An 18,229-nucleotide genomic window follows, 5' to 3' on the forward strand; every position below is an offset into this window, starting at 1 on the left:
AAGAAAAACAAAAATAATTAATTTTACAGACTTTAAATGTTATAATGGCTTTAAATTTTTAGATAACATCCACCCTGTTTTTCCATCTACTAGCTTTATTTTATTCCAATCATCAACAGTGTCTAGTATATTAACTTTGGTACCTTCATGTAATGTGAAAATTTCATCAGCATCATTTGTAGGTGCGTTTTTAATTTCTATTTCTTCAGAAAAAATAATAGCTTCAATGTTTTTTATTGATTGATTGTATTGTGAATAAGTGATTATAAGGCTAATTATTACTAATAAAAAAGATAAAATACTTGTAGTGAAAAATAATCTTTTTTTACCTGGTGCATATGAAAAATAGTAAGCTAAAAATAAAAAAGAAGCTAAAAAAGAAAGTAATATTACAATAATAGCCCATGTGTTATAGGTTAATTTTTGTAAAAAATTTTCATTTATTTTTTGTAAAACAGTTTTTGGAAGCTCTTCTATTCTGTCTAAAGTTAAGCGTTTTGCAATGATTAGGTTGTTTTGAGCATCTTCATTTAAAGGGTTTAATTGGAGTGCTTTTTCATAATTATAAATAGCCGGTGCGACTTTGTTTAACTTATAATAGGTGTTTGCTAAGTTGTAATATAATTCAGAAGAAACATTTTTTGTGGTTATAATTTCTTCATACAATTTAACAGCATCAACATATTTGCCATCTTTGTATAATGAATTTGCATTAACAAATAATTCATCAGTAGCTTGTGCTACAATAATGCTTGATATAAAAAACAATAATAGTGCAATAACTTGTTTCATTATAATTGTTTATCTAATTGAGTTATAACTTGTTTAGCTTTTTCGTACTCTTCTTTCATTTGTACATCGGTAATAGGCGTATATCTGGCAAAATCACAATCATTTAAAACAGCAATAAAATTTGTAGTACTTGTGTTGTCAACCTGTTTTTTTTGCAATAATTCCGTGATTTTTTCACTACTTATCTCTGCTGTTTCTACGCCTAATTTTGCTCTTAAATAATTATGTAATGCTCTTTCTAAAGCCTCATAAAAAGCTTCTTTATTTCCTAATTCTTTCTGTGCTTCTGATAAATATTTTTTGGCAAGTCTATCAGCTTTTCTTTGTTTATTACCAGCGATATCGCCATCACGTTCTTCTTTTTTCTTGTTGATAAAAATTACAACAGGAATTGTAATTATTGGCAAAAATAATAGCAAGTAAAAAAAGGTGGATTTAAAAAAGTTTGAAGTGCTTACAGAATTTAAAGAAGTTGAGGTTTGAATGTATCTAAAATCATCTCCCGTAATTTTTACAGCTTGTTTTACATTTGAATTTTGTTGCGTAGTAATTGGTAATTCTTTACCTTCTAAAACATCAACGTATAAATCTTCAGTTGTAATGGTTTGGTATACTTTTTCTTTTGGATTAAAATACGAAAAGCTAGTTTTAGGGATCTTATATTTTCCTTTAAATTCGGGTACCACAGTATAATTGTCAGTAACAGATCCTCTTAATCCGTTAGCGGTAACACTTACTTTTTCTTTTCTTTCAGGTTGATAAACTTCTAGTTCTTTTGGTGTTTCAATAGTAGGAAGTTCAAATAATTTTAAATTACCATTACCTTTTACAGCTATACTTATTGTTGATGATTCATTAGCTTTTAAAGTATTTTTACTTAATGCAACATCAAAAGAAAATTGCCCTACTGCACCTGTAAAATTAACAGGTTTATTTTCAGTTGGTAACGCTTTTGCGCGCACTATTTTTTTAGCAGAAGAAAATTCTTTTCGAACCTGTTTTGTGATTACGTTTCCAAAAAAATCAGCACGTCCAGTAGGTACAGCAACAATAATGTCCATTTTCATTGGATCTATCGTCAAACGTCCATCCTTTGTAGGTATTAAAAGTGCTTTGTGTAAAACAGCATAACGGTAGCGTTCTCCATTGTACATACCTGTTTTTACAGGAGTTCCATTTCTTTTAATCTCTTGATTCCAAAAGCCATTATACTGTGGTGCTTCTGTGATAGCATTATCATAAATACCTACGTTTTCACTAAAATATAATCGATATTCAACATAAATACCTTCGCCTACATAAGGTTGCGATTTAGAAAGCTCTGCAACTAAATGAATATTTTGTTGTGCAATATAATTAGGGTCATTTGGGTCTTTAGGAATTTCAACAGCATTTAAAACAATAATTTTTACAGAATTCGATTTTATTGTTTCTCCATCAATATCAATACTTGCTGAAGGAATTGTAAATTCACCTTTTCGTTTAGGTTGTATAATGTAAGTATAGGATTGACTAAAAGTAGCCTTACCGTTTATCCAAGATTGACTTACCGATTGGCTTGGCCCACCAACAACTTTAAAGTTTTTAAAGTTTGGGGGTGTAAAGTTATCAGCACCTTGTTTGTTAATAGAAAACTCAACACGCAAACGCTGGTTAACGCCTAGCTTGTTTTTACTAACGCTTGTTTTTAATGCAGATTCTTGCGCATTAATTGTTAGTGTTATAAAACAGATTAGTAATGAGATGTATGTTTTAAATTTCATATTAGTTTTTCGAAAAATGTAAAAATAATTAAGATTTTAATAATTGAAAAATTACCAATCTTTTTCTTGTTTTACTTTTCTTCCTTTCGATTTTTTAACATTCATTTTCTTTTGTGTCTTCTTCTCTTCGTTGTTTAAACTTTCTAACAACTGCTTCATTTGCTCAGGAGACATTTTAGCTTGTTTAGGTTGAGGCTTTTTGTCTTTCTTATCCTTTTTATTAGGTTTGTTTTGATCTTTTTTCTCCTGATTTTTCTTGTCGTCCTTTTTATCTTTGTCGTCGCCTTTTTTGTCTTTATTTTTATCGTTTTTCTGATCCTTTTTGTCCTTCTGATCTTTCTTATCCTTGTCTTTTTTATCTTTATTCTTGTCCTTGTTTTTATCCTTTTTGTCTTTTTCTTGCTGCTTTTTTAAATCTTTTTGAGCAGCCGCTAAGTTGTAACGCGTTTCATCGTCGTTAGGATTGTTTCGTAAGGCATTTTTAAAGGCGTCAACAGCAGGTTGATATTGTTTTTGTTCCATCATTGCATTACCAATATTATGGTATGCTTCTGCTTTTTCAATTTTATTTTTTGCTGTTTTTGCAGTTACTTCAAACTGCGCAACGGCTTCTTTATATTTTTTTTCTTGATATAATGTATTCCCAAAATTATAACTAGCCTTTTCATATTGACTGTCTTTTCCTAATGCTTTTCTGTAAGCAATTGCGGCATCGCCAAATTTCTGTTTGTTATATAATTTATTTCCTTCGCGTAATAAACTTCTTGCTTCACGTTGTAGTTTTAACGTGTCTAACTGTGCCGATACCGTTATGGTAATTAGCATTAAAAATAAGCACAGTATATTTTGTAATTGTTTCATTCTTTATAAAATAAAATCTACGAATCTTTTTCGTTAAATAAATCAGCTTTTTTAACCCATTTTGTTTTCTTTTCAAAGAAAAATAAATCGATAATTAAAAATAATAATCCAATACCTAAAAACCATTGAAATTGATCTTTGTAATCAGAGAATTGCTTGGTTTCAAATTCACTTTTTTGTGCATTTGCAATAATATTCTGAATTGTTTCTACAGGATTGTCTGTTTTGTTACCATCCATATATTTACCATTTGATGCTTCTGCAATATCTTGTAAAACAGGAGACATTCTTTTGGTAATTACAGTTTCACCTTTTCTATCTTTTTTATAACCAATAAGCGCGCCATTTAATTTAATCGGAATTGGTCCTCCTTTTTCAGAACCCACACCAACGGTATACACTTTTACACCTTCGTTTGCTATATTTTGCGCAATTTGTTTGGTTTCTTCTTGATGATCTTCACCATCAGAAATAATAATTAAAAAACGATTGGTTTGTTCATCATTATTATAATAGGTTTTAGCTAAGTTTAAGGCTTCATTAATAGCGGTTCCTTGGCTCGAAACCATATCTGGATTAGCATTTTGCAAAAACATTTTAGCCGCTGCATGATCGGTGGTAATTGGTAACAATGGATATGCGTTACCTGCGTAAATTATAATTCCGACTCTGTCACTACCAAGTTTATCGATTATTTTAGAAATGATTTGTTTTGATTTTTCCAATCGATTTGGTGCAATATCTTCGGCTAACATACTTTTAGAAACATCCAAGGCAAAAACTACATCAACACCTTCGCGTTTTACTGTTTTTAGTTTGGTTCCCATTTTAGGGTTTACCAATGAAATGATTAAAAATGATATTCCGATTAAAAAGAAAATCATTTTTAAAACTGCTTTAAAAGTTGATGCATTCGGCGCAATTTTTGCTAATAATACTGCGTTTGCAAATTTTTTCTGGGTACGTTTTTTCCACCATAAAGTCAGTAAAAATATAACAACTAATACAGGAATAATTGCAAATAATATAAAATATGTTGGTTCTTCTATTCTGTACATTTTTTATATAAAACTTTTAAATAAGGTGTTTTTTAATGTGAATTCTAATAATAAAAAGATACCTGCTAAAAAGACTAACAGTCTATATTTTTCGGTATAATTATAGTATTTAAATTCTTCTATTTTTGTTTTTTCAAGCTTGTCAATTTCATCATAAATAGCTTTTAATTTAGAGTTATCAGTAGCTCTAAAGTATTTTCCGGCTGTTTCATTAGCGATAAATTTTAACAATTCTTCATCAATTTCTACTTGCTGATTTTTAAAAGATATTTTACCAGTACGCGGGTCTTTTGCCCAAGGAAAAGGAGCCATTCCGTTCGTTCCAATCCCGATAGTATATACCTTTATGTTGTTTCCTTTGGCTAAATCGGTCGCTGTTTTTGGATCTACAAACCCTGCATTATTTACACCGTCGGTAAGTAAAATAATAACTTTACTTTTAGCCTTACTTTCTTTTAGCCTGTTTACTGCCGATCCCAATCCCATACCAATAGCAGTACCGCCTTCTAACTGGCCCCATTTAATTTCTGAAATGGTTCTTTTTACAATCGATTTATCGCTAGTAATAGGTGTTTGTGTAAAACTTTCACCAGCATAAACTACAATTCCAATTCGATCGTTTGGTCGACGATTTACAAAATCGCCTGCAACTCTTTTTAAGGCTTCTAGTCTGTTTGGCTTTAAATCTTTAGCTAACATACTTGCTGATACATCAATTGCCATTACAATATCAATACCTCGGTTAGATTTTGTTTTTTTACTTACAGCAACATTTCTTGGTCTAGCCAAGGCTATAATTAAACAAGTTAAAGCTGCTAAGCGTAAAAAGTAGAGTAACGGTTTTAGTTTTGATAAAATATTACCTTGTACTTTAAAACCTTTAACACTAGAAATGGTTAAATGTGCGCTGTCTTTTTTTCGAGAATAGAAATTCCAGCATGCTAATAACGGAATTAATATCAGTAACCATAAAAACTCCGGACTATGAAACTCAAAATTATTCCACTTCATCTTCTATTGCTTCTTTTTTAGGTTTTAAATTATCAATTATAAGTTTGGCATCTTTACGATCAGCTTCAATTTGATGCGCCATTGGTTTCGATTTTGCAAACTTTACTAAGTCAGACTCTTGTAATAATTTTCGTAATTTATAAATGGTTTCTTTATCAGTTTCAATCGATTTTACTTCGTTAAAATCATTCAAAATATCAACTAACTCATCAGTAGTAACCTCTAAAGCTGGAATGTTTAATTCTCTTTCAATATAGGCTCTTACAATTTCAGTTAACTCACTGTAATACTTTTTAATTTTATTGTTTTGCCACAATAATTTTTTATCTAATTCTTGTAGTTTTTCAATAGCTTCTTCATAAGGTGGTAATAACGGAACAATAACTTTTTCGACAGTTTCTTCTTTCTTTTTGAAAACAAAGAAATACAATAGTAAACCAATTATGATAAGTATAGCTAATGCCCACCAAAAGTAATTTTTAAAATCGTCAAATTGATAGGGTTCTCCTTTAATGCCTTTAATAGGAAATTTTTTGATCTTTGAAGTATCAATGGCAACAGTTGCTACGTTAATTAGCAAACTATCTGTTAAATAGGCTTGATTTTTTATAAAGACTTGTTGTTGTGGAATGTAAAACGCACCGCTATCAAAACCAGTTAAAACATATTTTTGGATTAATTTATTTTTAAGGGTATCAACTTTTAAAGTGTCTACAACTTCTAAACCTTGTAAGTTTTCTAGTTTTGGCAGAATAACATTTTCGGTTTCATTTACCGAAATTTTATATTGAAATTGCTCACCAATACGAATATTAGTGGTGTCAACTTCAATTTTTATTTTGTCAGATTGCGAAAATCCAACGTTATAAATTAGTAAGAATAGATAGAATAATTTAGCTTTCATTTGTTATTCAGTCAATTAAAATATATCGTTATTACTTTCGTTTAAAATAACCTAATAATTTTTTCACATAGCTTTCATCAACGCGTGTATTGATGGTTCCTGCACCGCTTTTCTTAAAAGTAGTTTCAAAATAATCAACCAATCGCAAAGCACTTGTTTTGTATTGTTTTCTTACAGATGAAGCACTGGTGTTTACCAAATGTGTTTCGCCTGTTTCAGCATCGGTCATAGGTACCATTCCTAAATTCGGAATTTCCTCATCGTGTTTATCATACACTCTAATACCGGTAACATCATGTTTATTACCTACAAGTTTTAGTGTACGCTCGTAATTGTCATCCATAAAATCAGAAAGCATAAAAACAATGGCTTTCTTTTTTATGATATTAGATAAAAACTTTAAGGCTTCACTAATATTTGTTTGCTTACTTTTTGGTTGAAATTCAATTAACTCTCTAATAATTCGTAGTACATGACTTTTTCCTTTTTTAGGAGGAATAAAAAGTTCTACTTGATCAGAAAATAAAATTAAACCAACTTTATCATTATTTTGAATGGCAGAAAACGCTAATGTTGCTGCAATTTCAGTAACCGTATCTTTTTTAAATTGATTTGACGTACCAAACGATTCAGAACCAGAAATATCTACCACAAGCATCATCGTAAGCTCGCGTTCTTCTTCAAAAACTTTTATATAAGGTTCGTTATAGCGTGCAGTTACATTCCAATCAATAGCTCTTATGTCATCTCCATATTGGTATTGACGAACTTCAGAAAAAGTCATACCGCGCCCTTTAAAGGTTGAGTGGTATTCTCCTCCAAAAATATGATTAGACAAACGACGTGTCTTAATTTCTATTTTACGAACTTTTTTTAGTAACTCTTTTGTATCCATTGTTCTTCAATTGTCAGTTAACAGTTTTTAAATCAGCTTAATTTTTATACTGATACTTGTTTTTTTGATAATTGATTTACGGTACTTGTACTTCGTTAATTATTGAGTTTATAATATCTAAAGAAGTAATGTTTTCTGCTTCAGCTTCATAAGTAATTCCGATTCTGTGACGTAATACATCGTTTACCACAGCTCGAACATCTTCTGGTATTACATACCCTCTTCTTTTAATAAAAGCATAACATTTAGCTGCTTTTGCTAAGTTGATACTTCCACGAGGCGAGGCTCCAAAATTAATTAAAGGTTGTAATTTTTCTAAATTATATCTTTCAGGGTAACGGGTTGCGAAAATAATGTCAAGAATATATTTTTCAATCTTCTCATCCATATATACTTCGTTAACAGCTTTACGAGCGTTTATAATTTGATCAATAGAAACTACAGGATTTACTTTACCAAAACTTCCGTTTAAATTAGCACGCATAATTGTTTGCTCGTCTTCTAACTTCGGATAATCGATAACAGTTTTTAACATAAAACGGTCAACCTGCGCTTCAGGTAAAGGGTAGGTTCCTTCTTGCTCAACCGGATTTTGAGTTGCCATCACCAAGAAAGGTTCTTGTAACTTAAAAGTTTCATCGCCAATAGTAATTTGACGTTCTTGCATTGCTTCTAATAGAGCCGATTGTACTTTTGCAGGGGCACGGTTAATTTCATCTGCTAAAACAAAGTTTGCAAAAATTGGCCCTTTTTTAATCATGAAATCATTTTCTTTCATGTTATAAATCATGGTACCAACAATATCGGCAGGTAATAAATCAGGTGTAAACTGCACACGACTAAAACTACCTTGTACTGCTTTAGATAAGGTATTAATGGCTAGAGTTTTTGCTAGTCCAGGTACACCTTCTAATAAAATATGTCCGTTACCAAGAAGTCCGATAAGTAATCGTTCGATCATATATTTTTGACCAACAATAACTTTATTCATTTCGTTTGTTAATAAATCAACAAAAGCACTTTCTCTTTCAATTTTCTCATTAATGGCTCTTACATCTACATCCATAGTAATTAAAATCTGTTTTATTTTATGAAACAAAGCTACAATAATAAGAAAATAACTGATGTTAAAGTATGGTTAAAGCTAAAAAGCACATCATTTTAATTATTGTATGTGTTTTTATTTTGTGATTATTTTAACATTTTGTTTGTTGTGTTATCTAAATATTAGTATGTTTATAGAAAATTAACTATTTCAATATGGATAAAACAATTAAAATTAAAAGTCATGCTGTAAAGCAAAAGACCTTTCTTTTTATTAGTGCCTTATTATTGTCTTTTACAACAATGTTTGGTCAAACAATTAAAGGAAAGGTAATTGATGAGAGCGGAGAGCCGCTTCCTTTTGTGAATGTTTTGAAAAAAAACACGGTAAGTGGAGTTAGTACCAACGAAAACGGAGAGTTTTCTCTTGATGTAAAAAAATTACCTGTGACCTTAGTGTTTTCATCAGTTGGGTTTACATCAATAGAACAAACTGTTTTTGAAAATTACTATGTAAACGTTGTCTTAAAAGAGGGGAATGTTTTAAATGAGGTGGTATTAACAGGTAACCGTTCGAAGCCTAGAACAATTTTAGATTCGGCAGTTCCTATTGACAATGTGAGTTTAAAAGAATTGCAGGCTACCGGACAAACTGATATAGCTAAAATGTTAACTTATGCAATTCCTTCTTACAATTCAACAAGTCAATCAATTTCTGATGGTACAGCTCACTTTGATCCAGCTGATTTAAGAGGTTTAGGGCCAAGCAGAACACTTGTGTTGGTAAATGGAAAACGTAAAAATCAAAGTGCTTTAGTGTATGTAAACGATACTCCAGGTAAAGGAGAGGTTGGAGTAGATATGAAAAGTATTCCTACAGCAGCAATTGAAAGAATTGAAGTTTTACGTGATGGTGCCTCTGCACAATATGGATCTGATGCGGTTGCTGGAGTTATCAATATTATTTTAAAGAAAAATATTGACTTTACACAGGTAAATGTTAATGCAGGAGTTACCAAAGAAGGTGATGGATTTAATGCCGAAGCTGATGTTAACCATACTTTTACGTTTGGTGATGGTGGGTATGTAAATGCTACGCTTGGTATGAGTTATCAAGATAAAACAAACCGAGCAGGAGAGCCTGGTAAAGACGGATTGTTTGGGGTTGATAATCAGTGGACAAGAGATAACCCGGATTTAGGAATGAATATTGGGCAGCCAGAAATGAAAAAAGGAGATTTATTTGTAAATGCTGAATATCCTTTAAATGATAATACAAAAGTATATGCTTTTGGAGGGTTTAATATTAGACAGGGAAAAAGTTTTGCTCTTTATAGAACTCCGTATTGGGTTCAAGATCCTCATAATTTATTACACGATGCAGGAACAGAATACCAAGGTTTTCAACCGACCTTTGAAACAGATATTAAAGACTTCTTATTTACAGCAGGAACAAAGTTTAAGTTAGGCGAATTTGATGCAGATGCGAGTGCAAGTTATGGTAGGAACTCTGTAGGGTATACGATTGGTAACACATTAAATCCAAGCTTAGGAGCTAGTAGCCCTACATCTTTTGATGCAGGAGCATATGCTTTTAGTAACATTATAGGTAATTTTGATGTGAGTCGTTCTTTTGGAGAAGTGAGTGTTGGATTAGGTTTTGAGGGGCGTCAAGAAAAATTTGATGTTACCGCTGGGCAAGAAGAGTCTTATATTGATGGAGGGGCACAGTCTTTTCCAGGATTACAACCAGGAAACGCTTTAAACGAAACAAGAACAAACATCGGAGGATACGCAACATTGGATTGGGATGTGTCTGAAAAATTTTTAATTGGAGGTGCAGTTCGTTATGAAAATTATTCTGATTTTGGAGGAAACACTTCTTGGAAATTAAATTCAAGATATAAATTAGGTGAAGCTGGAGTATTACGTGCATCATACGGTACTGGTTTTAGAGCTCCTTCATTACATCAAGTATATTTAAGCAATGTACAAACATTACTTTCTGGTGGTACAATTTCTAACCAAGGTACATTTAATAACGTAAGTCCAGTAATTAAAGATTTAGGTGTGGAATCATTATTTGCAGAAACTTCTAAAAGTATTTCGGCAGGTTTAACAGTAAAGGCATCTAATAATTTTACGATTTCATTAGATTATTATAATGTAAGAATTGAGGATAGAGTTTTATTTTCTGGTGAAATTACTGGAACTGATGATAACGGAAATCCTAATGCAGCAGTGCAACAAATTTTAGATGATAATAAGGTTACAAGTATTAAGTTTTTTATAAATGCAGCAGATACTAAGACAGAAGGTATTGATTATACAATGCGTTATAAAAATATTGATTTCGCATCAGGAAAATTAGGAATAAATTTAGCTTTAAACCTTAACCGTACAAAATTAGAAGGAGAGGTGAAAACACCTTCAAAATTATCGGGTTATAAGAATGCAATTTTTAATAGAAAAGAACAATCAAGAATTATTAGTGCTAGACCGAGTAGTAAGTTTTTATTCGGAGCAGATTATAAAATCAATAAGTTTAGTGCTGGTTTAAATAACACCTATTTTGGTGAAGTAACATGGCAACATGCAACTGATCCAAATAAAGATCAAACTTTTAGTGGTAAAGTAATTACGGATTTATCTTTCGGATATGAATTTTCTGAGGTAGTTTCTTTTACAGCGCAGGTAAATAATTTATTTGATATTTACCCAGATGAGGTTGAAGCAAAAGGAGATGTTACTACTGATTTAGGAGGACGTTTTAAATATCCTTGGGAAGTAAATCAATTTGGATTTAGTGGAACAATGTTTAAAGCAGGGTTTACATTTAAATTTTAAAAAGAAACATTTATTTTATATAGAAAGCACCTGAAAAGGTGCTTTTTTTATGAATTATATTTTTTTAAAGATAGTTTTTTATCTTCAAAAACTCCGTAGGTAAAATATTGAACCCAATCACCAGTGTTTATGTACTCGCTATTTTGATTAAGTTTAATTTCTAAAGGAAGATGACGATGTCCAAAAACAAAATAATCATACTGTTTTGTTTCTAGTTTTCGTTTGCAATATTGTACTAGCCATTCATTTTCTTCGCCTAAAAACTTAGCGTCTTCATCGCCAGAAATCATTTTGTTTTTAACAGACATGTATTGTCCTAAACGAACTCCTAAGTCGGGGTGTAACCAACGGAATAGCCATTTAAAAGGCTTAAAAGTAAATACCTTTTTCATGCGTTTGTAACCTTTGTCGTGAGGTCCTAAACCATCTCCGTGCCCAATTAACAAAGTTTTTCCGTTTATGGTAAACTCTTGTGGTTTATGAAAAACAGGAATATTTAGCTCTTTTTCAAAATAATCATGCATCCATAAATCATGGTTTCCAACAAAAAAATAAATTGGGATTCCGCTATCTTTAATTTCGGCTAATTTACCTAAAACACGTACAAATCCTCTAGGGACAACGGTTTTATATTCAAACCAAAAATCAAACAAATCTCCAAGTAAAAATATAGCTTCAGCATCTTTTTTAACTTCGTTTAACCAAGCAACAAATTTTTGTTCTCGCGGGTAACTAGCTTCTAAAGTTGGCGCTCCTAAATGTTGATCGGAAGCAAAATATACTTTTTTATTTTCGGAAGTGGTAATGGAAATCAAATTGTAATTTTTGGTAAAAATAACTAATTTGAGCTACTTTTGTTAAAAACACTAAGAATACCATGGAAATAAACCCGTTTGACGATACTTATTTTATGAAAAAAGCGTTGCAAGAGGCAGAAATGGCTTTTGATAAAGGTGAGGTTCCTGTGGGTGCTGTAATTGTTTTTAAAGATAAAATAATTGCTAGAGCGCATAATTTAACAGAAATGTTAAACGATGTTACTGCGCATGCCGAGATGCAAGCTTTTACTGCTGCTGCTGATTTTTTAGGCGGAAAGTATTTAAAAGATTGTGTGTTATATGTTACACTTGAGCCTTGCCAAATGTGTGCAGGGGCAAGTTATTGGACACAGGTAGGTAAAATAGTATATGGTGCAAGTGAACCTAAATTAGGTTTTTCTGTTTTAGGAACAAAGTTACATCCGAAAACAAAAATAGTGTCGGGAGTTTTGGCTGAAGAGTGTAGTTTTTTATTAAAGAAATTCTTTGCTGAAAAACGTAATTTGAATTAGTTGTTTTTTAAAAGTATAACTAAATTGTGGGATGAACTTTATTTTTGGTAATTAAGCTTAGCCCCGATTGTAGCATTTGTTTGAGCTCCTCGCAGAGAGCGAGTGCGAAAAGCGGGAAATAGCTTCAAGTATTAATATTTAAAACAATGTTTGTTGTTTACAACCACTTTCGTGTTCTAATAGCCATTTTTTTCGCCAAATACCGCCTGCATATCCTGTAAGTGAGCCATTTGAACCTATAATTCGGTGGCAGGGAATAATTATCCAAATAGGGTTTTTACCGTTGGCAGATGCTACGGCTCTAATTGCCTTTGGGTCGCCTAATTGCTTGGCTTGTTGTAAATAACTTCGGGTTTTATTAAAAGGAATGTTTTGTAATTCGTTCCAAACGGATTGTTGAAATTTAGTGCCTTGTGGATTTAATTTTAAATGAAAGGTTGTTCGTGTGCCTGCAAAATATTCGTCTAATTGTGTAATACATTTTAGCAAAGAAGGTGGAATATTTTTGTTTTTTGTCATTTCGAGCGGAGTAGAGAAATCATCATCTAACACAGAAACTGATTGAATTCCGTTTTCATTTCCAACAATTTTTGCTGTGCCAATTGGTGTTTTGTAATAAGTTGTTTCTGTTTTCAAAACATCATTTTAAGTTAGCTCTTCTTTTTCTTTTAAAACCTTGAATATTTTTTTATCAACTTCTGAAATATTATTTAAATCGTTAAAATTTAACCATTTTATTTCTGCTATTTCATTGCTTGGCTTGGGGGTTCCTATATACGTAGCTTTATAGCAAGTCATTTTTACAAGAACACCTGTTTTGTCTCCGTCAGATTGTGCTATAAAGGTGCCGAAATAAGTAATTGATTTAGGGGCAATATCTACCTGTAACTCCTCTTTAATTTCTCGAATTAAGGTTTCTTGGTCGGTTTCGTAGCTTTCTCTTTTTCCTCCAGGAATGTAAAATTTCTTTTTTCCTTTAGAGCGTGTACTTAGTATTTTTCCGTTTGTAATTTTAATTAAAGCAATTTTGTCAATCTCTTTCATTCGCTTACACTTTAAAAATGTCTTTAGAGTTTTGGGTAGTGATTTTTGCAATTTCATCAAAAGAAACACCGTAAATATCTACTAATTTATCTACCACGTTGGTAATATATGCGGTTTCATTACGTTTACCTCTGTATGGTGTTGGTGCTAAATACGGCGAATCGGTTTCTAAAACAATGTGTTTAAGATTGATCTGATTTAAAAATTTATCTATTTTTCCGTTTTTAAAAGTAGCAACGCCTCCAATACCTAATTTCATGTTATATGAAATTGCTTTTTTTGCTTGTTCTAATGTTCCTGTAAAACAATGAAAAATACCGAATAAATCATCTCCTTTTTCACTTTCTAACACTTCAAAAATTTCATCAAAGGCATCGCGACAGTGAATTACGATGGGTAGTTTTTTTTCTTTTGCCCATTGAATCTGTGTTTTAAAAGCTTCTTGTTGTTGAGGTAAAAATGTTTTGTCCCAATATAAATCAATTCCAATTTCGCCAATTGCATAAAAGTTACGTTTATCAATCCACTCTCTTACATGTGCCAGTTCTTCTTTGTAATTTTCTTTAACAGATGTAGGGTGTAGTCCCATCATTAAAAAAACATCATTCGGATAATTTTTTTCTAAATCAAACATTCTTTCAGTGTAAGAACTGTCTATTGCTGGAATAAAGAAACGTGAAACTCCTGCATCTTTTGCACGCTGCATTATTTCATTTCTATCATCATCAAACTGGTCTGAGTATAAATGGGTGTGTGTATCGGTAATCATTTATTGCTGTATATTTACAGGACAAAAGTACGAGAAATGGCAAGTTTGAAAAAAGTATTAAAGAAAAAGAAGTATATAAAAATTAAACTCAAAAAAATTGTTACCAATCATTTAGAGTTAAAAGCTGAAATTAATGGTGTTAAAGGGACGTTTATTTTGGATACAGGTGCTTCAAATTCATGTGTTGGATTAGATTTAATAGAACATTTTAAATTAATATCTGAAGAGAGTGAGGTGAAGGCTGCTGGAGCTGGAGCTACGGATATGGAAACGAAAAAATCAGAAAATAATTGGTTAAAAATTGGTAAATGGCAAACCAATCAATGTAATTTAGTGTTGTTTGACTTGAGTCATGTAAATACGGCTTTAACACAGCATAAGGCTGATAAAGTAAATGGAATTATTGGTGCTGATGTTTTAGAGAGCGGAAAAGCATTTATAGATTACGATAAAAAAGTATTGTATTTGAAAAAATTAAAAAAGAGAAAACGTAAAAAGTTGGTAAAAGTTCCGTTTTAATTCTAAGACTTTTTTATTAAAAAGAAGCACTTATTAAGTTGAGGTAATTTATAAGTTCTAAAATTATAAGACCAAAGTTAATAAAGGTTACATAGTAGGATATGGTTTCTAGTTTGTATCGTTTACTTTTTTCTGTAGGTATTATTTTAGATAAAAAGAATAGTACAAAAAGGAAGAAACCTCCAATCATTGGTATATAGTACACAATGGTTTGTCCTTCTCCAAAAAATAGTGAAAAGGTAAGTGGGGTGCCAAATAAATAAGTAATAACCCAATTAATACTAAAAAACATAAACTGTAGTATTAGACTGCTTAAAAGAGGTGTAATAAAATCATCTTTTTCTCTTTTCTCATGTTCTTTAGAATTAAGAAAAACTATAATGTAAAAAGGGCAAAAGGAATGTATAAGTAGTCTAAGCCAGAAATTTATTTTTAGTATAGGTAGGTTTGATGTTAGTAATTTTGGGTAAGATAATATATCAAAAAAGCTAAATATGGTTAAGGTTAATATTGATAGTATAAGTAAGGGGAAAAATATAAAGCCCATAATATTACCTTCCATTCCTTTTAAATAAGCGCGTAAAGTAATAGCTGTTATTAGCCAAGTAATTGATGAAATATATAAATTTTTAGGAATAAAAACTTCCCAGAAATTAAAATCATTGTAAAAACTAAAAAGATAGGTTACACAGAGTATAGTGGTTAGATAAATTGAGTAGAAGAGTAAATAGGGTACTAATTTCAGTTTCATAACATTTGTACCCTCTTTAGTAAAGAAATACGAATCTTTTTTAAATGAAAATGATATAAAAATTAAAAAAGAAAAAGGGTTAAAAAGTATATTAGTAATAGCAAGTAATATGTTCATTTGATGTTCAATAAAAACTTTTGAATGTTTGGTCTTCTCTAAGTTAGAGTCTTGTAAAAATATCTTAAAAGAAATAAAAAAGGGTAGTAATTTTAAAATTACTACCCTTTTTATATATAAAACGTATAAAGATTAACTTAATACTTCTTTAATTCTCTTAATAGCTTCACGTAATTGTAATTCTGACGCCGCGTAAGACATACGAATACAATCAGGAGCACCAAAGGCTTCACCTGTAACGGTTGCTACGTTGGCTTCTTCTAACAATAACATAGAAAAATCGCTTGCATTTTTAATTTCTTTGCCTTTAAAGGTTTTTCCGAAGAAAGCAGAAATATCAGGGAAAACATAAAAAGCACCTTCAGGTACGTTTAGTTTAAATCCGTCTATTTCACCTAATAGCTCTAAAACCATATTTCTACGCGTTTTAAATTCATCAACCATGTATTGTACTTTAGTTGGTTCGGCTAAAACAGCAGTAATTGCAGCGCGCTGTGCAATACAGTTTGTACCCGATGTTATTTGCCCTTGCATTTTAGTACAAGCTTTAGCAATCCATTGGGGAGCGCCAATGAAACCTATTCTCCAACCAGTCATAGCAAATGCTTTAGCTAATCCGTTTACGGTAATAGTACGATCGAACATGTTTTCGATAGCAGCAAAACTAAACGGTTTTGTTCCGTAATTAATATGCTCGTAAATTTCGTCTGATAGTATGTATATCTGCGGATGTTTTTCTAATACTTTAGCCAATGCTCTGTATTCACTCTCCGAATAAATTGTTCCGCTTGGATTGTTGGGAGAGTTAAAGAAAATCATCTTTGTTTTTGGCGTAATCGCTGCTTCTAATTGTGCTGGAGTAATTTTAAAATCACTATCGATAGATGATGGAATTTCAACAAATTTAGCTTCGCATAAAGTTGCAATTGCAGAATAACTTACCCAATAAGGTGCAGGTAATAAAACTTCGTCACCAGGGTTTAATAAAACTTGTGCAATGTTTGCAATTGATTGTTTTGCCCCTGTTGATACAACAATTTGATTTGGTGTATAAGTTAAATCATTATCACGTTTAAATTTTTCGCAAATAGCTTCTTTTAATTCTACATATCCATCAACAGGAGTGTATGAATTATAATCTTGATTAATTGCTTCGATAGCAGCATCTTTAATAAAATCAGGAGTGTTAAAATCAGGCTCTCCTAAACTTAAGCTAATAATATCTTTACCAGCGGCTTTTAATTCTCTTGCTTTAGCAGCCATTGCTAAGGTTTGCGATACAGGTAAACTGTTAATTCTGTTTGATAATGGATTTGACATTGTATTGTTTAGTTGTGTGTTATTTATGCTAATTGAGGTTCTTTTCCTAAAGAGCCTAGTTGTTTAAAGTGCTCAATAAGTGCTCTTGTCATTGTTTTGTATTCGTTGTAAGGTAAATTAAACTCCTCAGCAGTTTCACGCACTATTTTTGCTAATTTATTATAATGAATGTGCGAGATGTTAGGAAAAATATGGTGTTCTACTTGATGATTTAATCCACCAGTATAAAAATTAATTAACCAGTTTTTAGGCGCAAAGTTAGAAGTGGTGTATAGTTGATGTACCGCCCATGTATGTTCTAAATTACCTTCTTTATCTGGTAAAGGCATTTTAGTATTTGGCACTACATGTGCTAATTGAAACACTACACTTAAAATCATACCAGCGGTATAATGCATAATAAAAAAGCCTACTAAAACTTTCCACCAAGCAATGTTTAAAACAAGTAATGGTAATAAAATCCATAAAGAATAATAGATAACTTTAGAGATTACTAATTTTGTCCATTCTATTTTAGGGTTTGGAAATTTACCGTAGGATAATTTACGTTTTAAATAATTACTCATTTGCTTAAAATCGGTTGTTATAGCCCAGTTAATGGTTAATAGTCCGTATAAAAATATTGAGTAAAACTTTTGAAATTTATGTATTGGTAACCATTTTGAGTGTTTAGAAAAACGAATAATTCTACCTGCATCAATATCTTCATCATGCCCTTTTATATTGGTAAACGTATGATGCAAAACATTATGTTGTACTTTCCAATTATACACATTACCAGCCAAAATATAAATACTGCTCCCCATTAATTTATTTAGCCAATTTTTGCTTGAAAAAGATTCATGATTAGCATCATGCATTACATTCATGCCCACGCCAGCCATACCAACACCAGTAATTACAATAAGTAGCGCCATTAACCATTGCGGCATGTTTACTGTTAATATTAATATAAATGGCACTAAAAAAGCAGCAAACATAACAATAGCCTTGGAGTATAGTTTCCAGTTACCAGTACGTTTTATATTGTTTTCTTTAAAATAAGAATTAACTCGTTTGTTTAGAGTTCGAAAGAACTTTGCATTATTCGTTCTTGAGAAGTTTATTGTCTTCATGTATTGTGTATTACAAACCGCAAAAATAAACGTTTTTACTAGATGGTTATTGTGTAAATTAATTTTTTAACAAGAAATATATCTTTTGT

18 protein-coding genes are annotated in these 18,229 nt (G+C 31.3%); 3 read left to right on the plus strand and 15 right to left on the minus strand.

All coding sequences use genetic code 11. The annotated features are described in order from the left end of the window. Positions 1-39: 39 nt before the first annotated feature. From Q4586_RS06605 to Q4586_RS06640, 8 genes are all read right to left on the minus strand, one after another. A complete protein-coding gene (locus Q4586_RS06605; protein ID WP_068702454.1) occupies positions 40-792 on the minus strand; it encodes an SH3 domain-containing protein in 753 nt (250 codons plus the stop codon). Continuing rightward, positions 792-2,555 carry a BatD family protein gene (locus tag Q4586_RS06610; protein ID WP_303527595.1) on the minus strand — a complete coding sequence of 588 codons (1,764 nt, stop codon included), beginning with the start codon at positions 2,553-2,555 and terminating at the stop codon, positions 792-794. The genes Q4586_RS06605 and Q4586_RS06610 overlap by 1 nt, the downstream gene beginning before the upstream one ends. A 51-nt stretch (positions 2,556-2,606) precedes the next feature. Next, positions 2,607-3,416: a tetratricopeptide repeat protein gene (locus Q4586_RS06615; RefSeq protein ID WP_303527598.1), complete on the minus strand. Its 810-nt coding sequence runs from the start codon at positions 3,414-3,416 to the stop codon at positions 2,607-2,609. A 17-nt stretch (positions 3,417-3,433) separates the two neighbouring features. After that, positions 3,434-4,474: a VWA domain-containing protein gene (locus Q4586_RS06620; protein WP_303527600.1), complete on the minus strand. Its 1,041-nt coding sequence runs from the start codon at positions 4,472-4,474 to the stop codon at positions 3,434-3,436. Between the two features lie 3 nt (positions 4,475-4,477). Then, a complete protein-coding gene (locus Q4586_RS06625) occupies positions 4,478-5,485 on the minus strand; it encodes a vWA domain-containing protein (protein ID WP_068702462.1) in 1,008 nt (335 codons plus the stop codon). Beyond that, complete coding sequence (locus Q4586_RS06630) at positions 5,472-6,389, minus strand: hypothetical protein (protein WP_068702464.1); 918 nt, start codon at positions 6,387-6,389, stop codon at positions 5,472-5,474. The genes Q4586_RS06625 and Q4586_RS06630 overlap by 14 nt, the downstream gene beginning before the upstream one ends. A gap of 31 nt (positions 6,390-6,420) precedes the next feature. Next, a complete protein-coding gene (locus tag Q4586_RS06635) occupies positions 6,421-7,284 on the minus strand; it encodes a DUF58 domain-containing protein (protein WP_068702468.1) in 864 nt (287 codons plus the stop codon). Between the two features lie 76 nt (positions 7,285-7,360). Further along, positions 7,361-8,350 carry an AAA family ATPase gene (locus Q4586_RS06640; RefSeq protein WP_068702470.1) on the minus strand — a complete coding sequence of 330 codons (990 nt, stop codon included), beginning with the start codon at positions 8,348-8,350 and terminating at the stop codon, positions 7,361-7,363. A gap of 194 nt (positions 8,351-8,544) precedes the next feature. On the opposite strand from Q4586_RS06640, the gene Q4586_RS06645 reads away from it, so the two are divergent. After that, entirely contained in the window at positions 8,545-11,175 is a 2,631-nt protein-coding gene (locus Q4586_RS06645; protein WP_303527606.1) for a TonB-dependent receptor, read from the plus strand. A gap of 47 nt (positions 11,176-11,222) precedes the next feature. Here Q4586_RS06645 and Q4586_RS06650 read toward each other — a convergent pair whose 3' ends face one another. Further along, positions 11,223-11,990 (minus strand): UDP-2,3-diacylglucosamine diphosphatase, encoded by a 768-nt coding sequence (locus Q4586_RS06650; protein ID WP_068702475.1) that lies wholly within the window; start codon positions 11,988-11,990, stop codon positions 11,223-11,225. 62 nt (positions 11,991-12,052) lie between these two features. Between Q4586_RS06650 and Q4586_RS06655 the strand changes: the two genes are divergently transcribed. After that, on the plus strand, positions 12,053-12,505 hold the full coding sequence (locus tag Q4586_RS06655; RefSeq protein ID WP_068702477.1) for a nucleoside deaminase: 453 nt from the start codon (positions 12,053-12,055) through the stop codon (positions 12,503-12,505). A 138-nt stretch (positions 12,506-12,643) separates the two neighbouring features. On the opposite strand, the gene Q4586_RS06660 is transcribed toward Q4586_RS06655, so the two are convergent. The 3 genes from Q4586_RS06660 to Q4586_RS06670 are packed head-to-tail and all read right to left on the minus strand — an operon-like array spanning position 12,644 to position 14,318. Then, a complete protein-coding gene (locus Q4586_RS06660) occupies positions 12,644-13,141 on the minus strand; it encodes a methylated-DNA--[protein]-cysteine S-methyltransferase (protein ID WP_068702479.1) in 498 nt (165 codons plus the stop codon). 9 nt (positions 13,142-13,150) lie between these two features. Continuing rightward, the gene (locus Q4586_RS06665; RefSeq protein WP_068702481.1) at positions 13,151-13,549 is read right to left on the minus strand and encodes an NUDIX hydrolase; all 399 of its coding nucleotides are present in this window, start codon (positions 13,547-13,549) and stop codon (positions 13,151-13,153) included. A 4-nt stretch (positions 13,550-13,553) separates the two neighbouring features. Continuing rightward, a complete protein-coding gene (locus Q4586_RS06670; RefSeq protein ID WP_303527614.1) occupies positions 13,554-14,318 on the minus strand; it encodes a TatD family hydrolase in 765 nt (254 codons plus the stop codon). Positions 14,319-14,354: 36 nt separating this feature from the next. Here Q4586_RS06670 and Q4586_RS06675 point away from each other — a divergent pair, with 36 nt between their 5' ends. Continuing rightward, a complete protein-coding gene (locus Q4586_RS06675) occupies positions 14,355-14,837 on the plus strand; it encodes a retropepsin-like aspartic protease (RefSeq protein ID WP_303527616.1) in 483 nt (160 codons plus the stop codon). A 16-nt stretch (positions 14,838-14,853) separates the two neighbouring features. On the opposite strand, the gene Q4586_RS06680 is transcribed toward Q4586_RS06675, so the two are convergent. From Q4586_RS06680 to Q4586_RS06690, 3 genes are all read right to left on the minus strand, one after another. Then, positions 14,854-15,705, minus strand: a complete 852-nt coding sequence (locus Q4586_RS06680) for a hypothetical protein (RefSeq protein WP_068702488.1) — start codon at positions 15,703-15,705, stop codon at positions 14,854-14,856. A 132-nt stretch (positions 15,706-15,837) separates the two neighbouring features. Next, positions 15,838-17,025, minus strand: a complete 1,188-nt coding sequence (locus Q4586_RS06685; protein ID WP_176714948.1) for a pyridoxal phosphate-dependent aminotransferase — start codon at positions 17,023-17,025, stop codon at positions 15,838-15,840. Between the two features lie 23 nt (positions 17,026-17,048). After that, positions 17,049-18,140, minus strand: coding sequence for a fatty acid desaturase family protein (locus tag Q4586_RS06690; protein ID WP_303527619.1), 1,092 nt, complete (start codon positions 18,138-18,140; stop codon positions 17,049-17,051). Positions 18,141-18,229 lie beyond the last annotated feature (89 nt).

The sequence above is a fragment of the Tenacibaculum soleae genome, assembly GCF_030549005.1.
GTDB classification, from domain to species: Bacteria; Bacteroidota; Bacteroidia; order Flavobacteriales; family Flavobacteriaceae; genus Polaribacter; species Polaribacter soleae.